General features: G+C 65.3%; 3 protein-coding genes. All 3 read right to left on the reverse strand.

Annotated features, from left to right (window positions below; all coding sequences use genetic code 11):
• Window positions 1–570 precede the first annotated feature (570 nt).
• Window positions 571–9,201, reverse strand: a complete 8,631-nt coding sequence (locus tag FRZ61_RS11975; RefSeq protein WP_151117900.1) for a Calx-beta domain-containing protein — start codon at window positions 9,199–9,201, stop codon at window positions 571–573.
• Window positions 9,202–9,876: 675 nt separating this feature from the next.
• Entirely contained in the window at window positions 9,877–10,647 is a 771-nt protein-coding gene (locus tag FRZ61_RS11980; RefSeq protein WP_151117902.1) for an amino acid ABC transporter ATP-binding protein, read from the reverse strand.
• Window positions 10,648–10,680: 33 nt separating this feature from the next.
• Window positions 10,681–11,814: an amino acid ABC transporter permease gene (locus FRZ61_RS11985; protein WP_225309221.1), complete on the reverse strand. Its 1,134-nt coding sequence runs from the start codon at window positions 11,812–11,814 to the stop codon at window positions 10,681–10,683.
• Window positions 11,815–11,818: the final 4 nt, after the last annotated feature.

Consider the following 11,818-nt stretch of genomic DNA (forward strand, 5'->3'; position numbering starts at 1 on the left):
CCGTCGGGGTGCCAACCGTCGGCTGGGCCACGTGCAAGTCTCCCAAAGATCCCCGGAAGCCACCCCTGCCCGGCCGTGACGCTCCCACGAGCATCTTTCTGGTTCTCGGGCAAAGACCCACTTCGGGCGTTTAATGTGGCGGTATGTATGCGAGAAATTTGCTGCAAATGCCAGATAATTATTCTGTTTCTAATCAATTTCAGTTAACCATCACAATAGAAGTAATGATTTTTAGCTATTTCTCTTGTCGCCTTTCTTTAAACAGGACTTCGATTTTATGCCGCTTTAACTCCCTATTTATCTAGCTTTACAGCCATGACTGAGCTTCATCGGCGGGCAGTATTTATTGGACGACCACAAAATTCTCACTGGACATCACATCCCGGTGTGGCCGGCAAATAAGCAGTTGATTTCAGGTTGAAACCGAACCGTCGCTCTCCGCCGGCCCGCTGGGGGCGACAGGCGTCGCGCTCGCCCAGGCCTGAACCCCGATGGCCCCAAACGAAAACGGGCGCCCCTGCCTGGGGCGCCCGTCTCCGCGAAGCCGTCAGCCAGCCGGTTTTCGATCGATCAGGACACCGTCACGCCGTTCTGTACCGCGATCACGTGAGCATTGTCGTCGTCGATGTAGAGATTGTAGGTGGTGCCGGCAGCACCGTAAGCATTGCCCCCGGCCGGCACGACATAGGTCTGGCCCGTCGAGTGCCAGGTGTCGTTCGAGAAGGGCGACGTGTTGTCGATCGGGAGATCGACCGAGTCCCCTGCATTGCCCTTGATGAACATCTCGATCGTCTTGGTGCCGATCGAACCGCCGAAGTTCTTCGTCACCGCGTTGTCGTCATCTCCGGTGAAGTCGAGAACGTCGTCGTGGTTCAACGTCAGCGTCTGGTTGCCGTTCCCGGTCATGTCGAGGATCTCGATCCGCGACACGCTCTGGGAGAAGTTGGAGAAGTTGGTGTCGGCCGTGATCTTGAGCGTGTCGATGTCGCCACCACCGTTGTAGGTGTCGTCAGTGGCACCGAACAGCAGCGTGTCGTCACCATCGCCGCCGAACAGCGTGTCCTGCTGCCCGCCGCCCGTGCTGGTGCCGCCATCGAGATAGTCGTTGCCGCTGCCGCCATCGAGGCTGTCTTCGCCGGTCCCGCCATAGAGCGTGTCGTCGCCACCGCCACCCTCGAGCGTGTCGTCGCCGCTATTGCCCATGAACAGGTTGTTCGGGCTGCCGCCGGTGATGTGGTCGTCGCCGGAACCGCCCAGGACATTCTCGATGCTGAAGAGCGCATCGTCCCCGGAACCGGACACGTTGGCCGTACCGTTGCCGCTGTCGTTCAGCACCAGCGTGATATCGCGGTTGCTCGCATAGCCCGAGAAGTCCGCGGTATCCGTGCCCGACCCGCCGGCCAGCGTGTCGGGGTTGCTGGAGTCGCCCACCAGCGTGTCGTCGTTGTTGCCGCCGTTGAGGCTATCGGTGCCGCCGCCGCCGACGAGATAGTCGTTCCCGTCGCCGCCGAACAGCGTGTCGTTGCCGTTCCCGCCGTCGAAGTAGTTGTCGGCGAGATTGCCGCTCAGGCTGTCGGCACCGTTGCCGCCGATGACACCCTCCATGCCCTGCAGCACGTCGGTCGAGCCATCGGCCGTCACCGTCGCATTGCCAGAGGCATCGAGCGCCACCACCAGGCCCGAGGCGTGGTCGGAGAGATCCGCCACGTCGGTTCCGGCCCCGCCGACCAGCAGGTCGTTGCCGGTGCCGCCGGCCAGCGTGTCGTTGCCGCCGTTGCCGACCAGGACGTCGTTGCCCTCGTAGCCGCGGATCAGCTCGTTGTCGCCGTCGCCGATAATGATGTTGTCGACGCCGTTGCCGTTGATCGTCGTGCTCGTGGTCGAGCTCGTGGTCACGTGCGCATCATCGGTCAGCGTGGTCGACTGCGCCGTATAGTCGAAGCTGCCGTTGAGCGTGTTGATCTGCACGTCCCCGCCGACGAGCGTACCGCCGTTGGCTGCCGCCACGATCGACATCACATCGCCGTCGGCATCGCTGTCGTTCCACAGCAGCCACTTGTCGTCGATGATGAGCGGCGTGGTGTTGCCGCTGGCGATGATGATGCTGTCGTCGCGGGCGATCGGCGCGCTGTCCGACGGTGTGAGGTTGATCGTCAGCGAGTTGCCCGCCTCGTCGCCGTCATTGTCGTGCAGCACGAAGTTGAAGGCTTCCGGCGGCACCACGCCCACGCCCGACGCCACCGTGAAGGTGTAGGCGCCCGACAGCATGTTGATCTGCATCGTGCCGTAGGCCGTGGTGATCGTCAGCAGATTGCCGCTGGTCGAGAAGACCACCGTGCCGCCGACATTGCGGGTGATGCTGCTGGTCCCGTTGAAGGTGAAGACCGAGTTGCCGTAGCTGATCGACTTCACATAGCCGCCATCGGCACCGATCTCCGTGCCGTTGTCGCTCATCACGTTACCGGTGATGTTGTTCTGCGCCGTCTCGCTCAGGAACTGCGCGAGCTGGCTCAGATCCGACACCTGGGCGCCGTTGGTGTTGCTCTCGACCGCGCCGTTATAAGCGACCGGGTTCAGGTTCGAGACCGTGATGCCGGTACCGATGCCGATCGCATAGGAGTTGATATCGTTGTCCTTGAGGAACTGGATCCAGGCAGATTCCTCGTTGGCGTTGATGCCGTTCTCCGTCGTGTCGCCGGGAATGCTCGACCAGGCACTCGCCGAGGTCGGATCGCCGTCCGAGATGAAGTAGGCCACGTTCTGGACCGGCTGCGGATTGCCGACCGGGTCGATCTTCCCGGCATCCGCATAGGCCTGGATCGCCTGCTGCAGCGCCGCATCGTAGTTCGTGCTGCCGCCCGCCCCCAGCGAGTTGATGAAGGCCTTGGCGTCCGAGAGGCTGAGCCAGATTCCGCCCGACCCGTTGTAGTTCTGGGTGTCGGCGCTGCCCGAGAAGGTCACGATCTGGACCTTCACGTCGCCCAGGCTGTGATACTGCTCAAACAGCTCGTTGATCGCCGCTTTCGAGGCCTGGAGTCGGTCGAGGCCCTGCAGCCCGCTGTCGTCGGTCATCGAGCCCGAGAGGTCGAGCACGATCATCAGGTTCGTGTCGACCGAGCCCGCTGCCGCCGCGGTCTTCTCCTCGGGATTGGCCACCGGGCCGTCGTCGCCGACCGACACCTTCAGCGTGCCGTTCGCCGTGTCGGCATCGACCGCGTCCTTGACCGTGTAGGTGAAGGTGAGCTGGAGCTGGTCGTTGCCGTTGACCTGGCTGCCGTTGGTGCCTGCATCCGGATGATCGATCGCCCCCAGCTGCTCGAACTTGTAGGCGCCGGTGTTGATGTCCGTGATCTCGAGCTTCGCCACCACGCCGCCCGCATGCGGGCCGCTGGCGACGGTGCCGGTGATGGTCAAGCCGCCGTTCGAGACCGTCCAGGTGATCGCCTGGCCGCCCGAGGTCAGCGGCACCGAGCCGCTGGTCTCCGGATCGACGGCACTCACCGTGCCCGACCAGGTGAAGGGCTGCGAGGCCGCCTTCCCGTCACCGCCGAAGCTGTAAGTCAGGTTGCCGGCCGCGATCTCCTCGTTGCCGATCGCATTCGTGCCTTCGGAAAAGTTGCCCAGCGCCACCGCCTCGACACCCCGCTCAAGTACCGAGCAGGTGTCGTTGCCGCCATGCGGGACGTACTTGTCGTTGTCGATGATGTTGGTTGTTGCCGTGCCGGTGCCGATCGCACCAACCGAAGGCGTAATCGAGATCTGGTAGTCCTCGGTCCCTTCCACCACCGTGTCGTCGACCGTGTGGACCGTCAGCGTCTGCGCCGTGCCGCCGCCGCCCGTGAAGGTCAGGATGAAGCCGTCACGGGTGTTGTAGTCGGTGCCTTCCGTCGCGTTCGGGCTGCCGCCGGCATGGTCGCCGGTCTGGATCGTCACCAGCGCCGTCTGGCCCGGCGCCAGCGTGGCACCGGTGTAGCTCACCGTGTAGGTGGCGTCCGAACCCTCGTTCACCTGGGTCGAGCCGGCGATGTTCCACACCGGGCCCGTGGTCTGGTCGACGATGTCCGTCGTCGCCGTGCCGGTGCTGATCGTGCCGATCGAGGGATTGATCGAGACCTGGTAGTCCTCGGTCCCCTCCACCACCGTGTCGGTGTTGGTGTGGACCGTCAGCGTCTGCGCCGTGCCGCCGCCGCCCGTGAAGGTCAGGATGAAGCCGTCACGGGTGTTGTAGTCGGTGCCTTCCGTCGCGTTCGGGCTGCCGCCGGCATGGTCGCCGGTCTGGATCGTCACCAGCGCCGTCTGGCCCGGCGCCAGCGTGGCACCGGTGTAGGAGACCGTGTAGGTGGCGTCCGAACCCTCGTTCACCTGGGTCGAGCCGGTGATGTTCCAGAACGGGCCCGTGGTCTGGTCGACGATGTCCGTCGTCGCCGTGCCGGTGCCGGTCGTGCCGATCGAGGGATTGATCGAGACCTGGTAGTCCTCGGTCCCCTCCACCACCGTGTCGGTGTTGGTGTGGACCGTCAGCGTCTGCGCCGTGCCGCCGCCGCCCGTGAAGGTCAGGATGAAGCCGTCACGGGTGTTGTAGTCGGTGCCTTCCGTCGCGTTCGGGCTGCCGCCGGCATGGTCGCCGGTCTGGATCGTCACCAGCGCCGTCTGGCCCGGCGCCAGCGTGGCACCGGTGTAGCTCACCGTGTAGGTGGCGTCCGAACCCTCGTTCACCTGGGTCGAGCCGGTGATGTTCCACACCGGGCCCGTGGTCTGGTCGACGATGTCCGTCGTCGCCGTGCCGGTGCTGATCGTGCCGATCGAGGGATTGATCGAGACCTGGTAGTCCTCGGTCCCCTCCACCACCGTGTCGGTGTTGGTGTGGACCGTCAGCGTCTGCGCCGTGCCGCCGCCGCCCGTGAAGGTCAGGATGAAGCCGTCACGGGTGTTGTAGTCGGTGCCTTCCGTCGCGTTCGGGCTACCGCCGGCATGGTCGCCGGTCTGGATCGTCACCAGCGCCGTCTGGCCCGGCGCCAGCGTGGCACCGGTGTAGGAGACCGTGTAGGTGGCGTCCGAACCCTCGTTCACCTGGGTCGAGCCGGTGATGTTCCAGAACGGGCCCGTGGTCTGGTCGACGATGTCCGTCGTCGCCGTGCCGGTGCCGGTCGTGCCGATCGAGGGATTGATCGAGACCTGGTAGTCCTCGGTCCCCTCCACCACCGTGTCGGTGTTGGTGTGGACCGTCAGCGTCTGCGCCGTGCCGCCGCCGCCCGTGAAGGTCAGGATGAAGCCGTCACGGGTGTTGTAGTCGGTGCCTTCCGTCGCGTTCGGGCTGCCGCCGGCATGGTCGCCGGTCTGGATCGTCACCAGCGCCGTCTGGCCCGGCGCCAGCGTGGCACCGGTGTAGGAGACCGTGTAGGTGGCGTCCGAACCCTCGTTCACCTGGGTCGAGCCGGCGATGTTCCACACCGGGCCCGTGGTCTGGTCGACGATGTCCGTCGTCGCCGTGCCGGTGCCGGTCGTGCCGATCGAGGGATTGATCGAGACCTGGTAGTCCTCGGTCCCCTCCACCACCGTGTCGGTGTTGGTGTGGACCGTCAGCGTCTGCGCCGTGCCGCCGCCGCCCGTGAAGGTCAGGATGAAGCCGTCACGGGTGTTGTAGTCGGTGCCTTCCGTCGCGTTCGGGCTACCGCCGGCATGGTCGCCGGTCTGGATCGTCACCAGCGCCGTCTGGCCCGGCGCCAGCGTGGCACCGGTGTAGCTCACCGTGTAGGTGGCGTCCGAACCCTCGTTCACCTGGGTCGAGCCGGCGATGTTCCACACCGGGCCCGTGGTCTGGTCGACGATGTCCGTCGTCGCCGTGCCGGTGCTGATCGTGCCGATCGAGGGATTGATCGAGACCTGGTAGTCCTCGGTCCCCTCCACCACCGTGTCGGTGTTGGTGTGGACCGTCAGCGTCTGCGCCGTGCCGCCGCCGCCCGTGAAGGTCAGGATGAAGCCGTCACGGGTGTTGTAGTCGGTGCCTTCCGTCGCGTTCGGGCTGCCGCCGGCATGGTCGCCGGTCTGGATCGTCACCAGCGCCGTCTGGCCCGGCGCCAGCGTGGCACCGGTGTAGCTCACCGTGTAGGTGGCGTCCGAACCCTCATTCACCTGGGTCGAGCCGGTGATGTTCCAGAACGGACCCGTGGTCTGGTCGACGATGTCGGTCGGCGCCGTGCCGGTGCCGATCGTGCCCGCGCTCTGACCCGAGATCTGGACGGAGTAATCCTCCGTGCCCTCGATCACCGTGTCGGTGTTGGTGTGGACCGCCACCGTCTGCGCCGTCTGGCCGCCGGTGAAGGTCAGGACCGTCGACAGCGCCGTGTAATCGCTGGGCGCGGTCGCGTCAGGCTCGGACCCCTTGGTACCGGGGCCGGTCTGGACCGTGATCGTCGCGGTCTGGCCCGGGGCCAGCACGCCGCCGGTGTAGCTCACCGTGTAGATCGCGGTGTTGCCTTCCGTCACCAGGCTGTCGCCGGCGATGTTCCACTGCGAGATATGATCGCCGTCGATGATGTCGGTCGGCGCCGTGCCGACACCGATGGTGCCCGCGCTCTGGCCCGAGATCTGGACGGAGTAGTCCTCCGTGCCTTCGATCAGCGTGTCGTCGACGGTGTGGACCGCGACCGTCTGGGCGGTCTGGCCGCCGGTAAAGGTCAAGGTCGTCGAGAGCGAGGTGTAGTCCGTGTTGCCCTCGGCATCCGGCTCGGAGCCGTTGGTGCCGGGGCCGGTCTCGACCACGATCGTCGCCGTCTGGCCCGAGGCCAGCACGCCGCCCGTGTAGCTCACCGTATAGATCGCGGTATCGCCTTCGGTCACCTGCGTCGAGCCGGTGATGTTCCACTGCGAGATATGATCGCTGTCGATGATGTCGGTCGGCGCCGTGCCGATGCCGATCGCGCCCGAGCTCGGACCCGAGATATGGACGGAGTAGTCCTCCGTGCCCTCGACCAGCGTGTCGTCGACGGTCTGCACCGACACCGTCTGCGAGGTCTGGCCGCCCGTGAAGGTCAGCACCGTCGAGAGCGAGGTGTAGTCCGTGTTGCCCTCGGCATCCGGCTCGGACCCGTTCGTACCCGGGCCGGTCTGGACCGTGATGGTCGCGGTCTGGCCCGGCGCCAGCACGCCGCCGGTGTAGGAGACCGTGTAGACGGCAACCTCGCCTTCGGTCACCAGGCTGTCGCCGGTGATATTCCACTGCGAGATATGATCGTTGTCGATGATGTCGGTGGGAGCGGTGGGCTGGGTGATGGTGCCGGCGCTCTGGCCCGAGATGTTGACGGAGTAGTCCTCCGTGCCCTCGATCAGCGTGTCGTCGGTGGTGTGGACCTCGACCGTCTGCGAAGTCTGGCCGCCGGTGAAGGTCAGCACCGTCGACAGCGCCGTGTAGTCGGTGTTCGAGTCCGCATCCGGCTCCGACCCGTTCGTGCCGGGGCCCGTCTGCACCGTGATCGTCGCCGTCTGCCCCGGCGCCAGGACGGCGCCGCTGTAGGAGACCGTGTAGATCGCCGTGTTGCCCTCGCTCACCAGGCTGTCGCCGACGACCGACCACTGCATGTTCGGCGCGTCGTTGTCGACGATGTCCGTCGGCGCCGTCCCCTGCGTGATATTCCCGGCGCTCTGGCCCGAGATCTGGACGGAGTAATCCTCCGTCCCCTCCACCAGCGTGTCGTCAACCGTCTGCACAGACACCGTCTGCGCGTTCGAATCCCCGCCCGTGAAGGTCAGAACCGTCGACAGCGACGTGTAGTCGGTATTCGAGTCTGCGTCAGGCTCCGACCCGTTCGTCCCCGGACCCGTCTGCACCGTCACCGTCGCCGTGATCCCCGGCGCCAGAACCGCGCCCGTGTAGGTCACCGTGTAGACCGCGGCATTGCCTTCGTTCACCAGGCTGTCGCCCGTGATCGACCACTGCAGGTTCTGCGCGTCGTCGTCGATGATGTCCGTCGGCGCCGTCCCGATGCTGATCACGCCATGGCTCGGGTCCGCCAGCTGGACAGAGTAATCCTCCGTCCCCTCCACCACCGTATCGTCGGTCGTGTGAACCTCGACCGTCTGCGCCGTCGCCGAACCGCCCGTGAAGGTCAGAACCGTCGTCAGCGCCGTGTAGTCCGTCCCCGACGTCGCATCCGGCTCCGAACCGTTCGTGCCGGCGCCCGTCAGCACCGTCACCGTCGCCGTGATCCCCGGCGCCAGAACCGCGCCGTTATACGAAACCGTGTAGACCGCGGTGTCGCCCTCGTGCACCACGCTGTCGCCCTGGATGTTCCAGAACGGGCCCGAGGTCTCGTCCACGATGTCCGTGTCCTGCGTCGGGTCCACGATCGTCCCGTGGCTCTGGCCCGACAGGTTGACGGAGTAGTCCTCCGTCCCTTCCACCACCGTGTCGCCGAAGATCTGAACCTCGAGCGTCTGCGAGGTCGCGCCCCCGCCCGTGAAGGTCAGAATCGTCGACAGCGTCTCGTAGTCCGCACCCCCCGTCGCATCGGGCGTGCTGTCATGATGGCCCGCACCCGTCTCGACCGTGATCGAGGCCGTCTGGCCCGGCGCCAGGACCGCGCCGGTGTAGAACACCGTGTAGGTCGCGAAGGTCCCCTCCGCCACCAGCTCGCGGAACTCCTGCTGCTGCTTGCCGCCGAAGAACGGCTCATGCACCAGCGGGTCGCCCTCGATATGCCACTGCATCAGCGCCCGCTGGTCGCTGTCGTCCAGCTTGTCGATCGGACCCGTCAGCGGCTCCGGAACCCCATACTGCAGCGCCGTCGGACCGATCGGGCCCTCGTCGTTCAGGCCGTTGATCAGCCCGCCCAGGAACCCATGCCGGAACGAGGCCGAGTTGTTCGCCGTCCCCGTCCCCGCCTGCGCACCGCCCGCCGCCGTCTGCAGCAGGTCTTCCAGGCTCGTCCCCGTCAGCGCCAGCACGTCCTCCGCCGACATATGCTCGCCGCTCTCGACGACGATGTCCGGCGCCTGGCCCGATTCCTCCGCCTTCACGAAGCCGACCAGCAGGAAGATGTGGCCGTCCGGCAGCTTGATCTCCAGATCGCCGCCCACGATCTGAAGCTGCGCATCGGCCAGCTGCTGCGGGTCGATCGGCAGATCGATCGGCTGGCCCGCCACCACCCGGATGATCGTCACCTGGTCGGGCGAGGGAGAATCCACACCCGTCGCCGCCGCCATCTGCACCGCGCCCGGAACCGCGCCGTTCCCAGCCGCCCCGTTCGCGCCCGCCCCCGCAGAACCGGTCGAAACAGCCTCAGAGACCGCCGCTTCGCTGGCCGCCGCCATGTTCACGGCTGCATCGGGATGGGCCGCCTGGGCCTCGTTCGAATGAGAAGCGGACGAAACAACCGTCGTCGAAGCAGCACCGGTATTGGTGCCAACTGTCGTCTGGGCCACGGGCGGTCTCCTTGCAAAAAAATCCCCTGAAGTGAAGTTCCCGCCCGGATCGGCCGGCGCACCCACGGGCGCCTTTATTCACGCATAAGCCGGGCGAGCCCCACTTCGGGCTCCTGAACGCGCGGCATATATGAGAGAAAACTTCTGAAAATGCTAGAGGAAATATTTTGGATTTAAACCATAACAGTTAACCGATACAACTTAAGTAATAACTTTTAACCATTTTTGTTTTGGATTACTCACGGACTGTTTTTAAAAACTACTTCGTCATAACTATGCCACAGGACCGTTTTACATCGACAACTTCCATTCATCGGTCGGCAGCATTTGTTACCCCGCCAGTAACTTCTGGCGAGGCAACACACCCGGGTGTGCCGGGCACTTAATGCTCTGTAAACAGGGAAAGATTCGCCGGCGGCGGACCGAAAATCCGGCCCGCCGCGACCAGACGACGCGTTAATGGTGAAGGATCTGACTCAAGAAAAGTCGGGTCCGTTCGGAGCGCGGGTGGTTAAAGAAGGCCTCCGGGGCGTTTTCCTCGATGATTTCGCCCCGATCCATGAAGATCACCCGGTTCGCCACCGTGCGGGCGAAGCCCATCTCATGGGTGACGCAGAGCATGGTCATGCCCGACCGGGCCAGTTCGATCATCACGTCGAGCACTTCCTTGATCATCTCCGGATCGAGGGCCGAGGTGGGCTCGTCGAACAGCATGACCTTGGGGTTCATGCAGAGCGAGCGGGCGATCGCCACCCGCTGCTGCTGGCCGCCGGAGAGCTGGCCCGGATACTTGTCCGCCTGCTCGGGAATCCGCACGCGCTCGAGATAAAGGCGGGCCGTCTTCTCCGCCTCGGCCTTGGGCATGCGCCGCACCCAGATCGGCGCCAGGGTCAGGTTCTCCAGCACGGTCAGGTGCGGAAACAGGTTGAACTGCTGGAAGACCATGCCGACCTCGCGGCGGATCTGCTCGATATGCTTCACATCCTGGTTGAGCTCGATCCCGTCCACGACGATGCGGCCGCGCTGATGCTCCTCGAGCCGGTTGATGCACCGGATCAGGGTCGATTTGCCGGAGCCCGACGGGCCGCAAATGACGATCCGCTCGCCCTTGGCCACTGACAGGTTGATGTCCTTGAGCACATGGAAGGTGCCGTACCACTTGTTGACGCCTTCCAGTTGCACGATCGGCGCTTCGCCCTGTGCCGTCGCCGCTGCCGCCTCAGCCATCCGCCTTCTCCCCTGCCCGCTTGAATCCCACCCTCATCGCCGCCGCCCCTTCGCCAGCCGGCGCTCCAGCGCCTGGCTGTAGCGCGACATGCCGAAACAGAACGCGAAATAGATCACCGACACGAAGGCGAGCGCCGTGTTGATCAGGCCCAGCCAGTTCGGGTCTCGGGTCGAGGCCTGCGCGATGCCCAGCAGCTCGACCAGCCCCATGATCAGCACCAGGTTCGTGTCCATGAACAGGCCGATGAAGCTGTTGACGATGCCGGGAATGCAGATCCGCAGGGCCTGCGGCAGGATGATGAAGCTGTTCATCTTCCAGTAGTTCAGGCCCAGCGACATGGCGCCTTCGTACTGGCCCTTCGGGATCGCCTGCAGCCCGCCGCGGATGACCTCGGCCATGTAGGCCGAGGAGAACAGCGAGATGCCCACGAGCGCGCGCAGCAGCTTGTCGAAGGTGACGCCCTCGGGCAGGAACAGCGGGAAGATCACCGAGGCCATGAACAGCACGGTGATGAGCGGCACGCCGCGCACGAACTCGATGAAGGCGACCGTGACGATCCGGATCACCGGCATGGCGGAACGCCGCCCCAGCGCCAGGATCACGCCCACCGGCAGCGACACCGCGATGCCCGTGACGGCGAGGATGAGGGTCAGCATCAGGCCGCCGAAGCGCGAGGTATCGACCGGCACGAGGCCGAGCCCGCCACAGAGCAGCCAGAAGGCGATGAAGGGATAGATCAGGAACAGGAAGGCGCCGATCCAGAGCTTGTGCGGCACGCGCTCGATCAGGATGCCGGCGACGCCGACGACGAGGATCAGGCCCACGATGTTCACCCGCCAGCGTTCCTCGACGGGGTAGAAGCCGTACATCATCTGGCCGAAGCGCGCGCGCACCATGGTCCAGCAGGCGCCCGGCTTCACGCAGTCGGCCCGGCTGGTGCCCTCCTGCCAGTTGGCCGAGATGAAGAGCCAGTCCACCAGCGGCGGGATGGTCTTGTAGAGGAACCACAGCGCCAGCAACGTCAGAATGGAGTTGCCGATGCTCGAGAAAAGATGGGCGCGGGCCCATCCCAGGAGGCCCACGGCCATCACCGGCGGCGGCTCGTCCGGCTTCCGGCTCTCGGGCGGCGGCGGTGGCTCGTCGGCGCGGTGGGCGAGATCGACCACGGGG

The sequence above is a fragment of the Hypericibacter adhaerens genome (genome assembly GCF_008728835.1).
In the GTDB taxonomy this organism is placed as follows: Bacteria; Pseudomonadota; Alphaproteobacteria; order Dongiales; family Dongiaceae; genus Hypericibacter; species Hypericibacter adhaerens.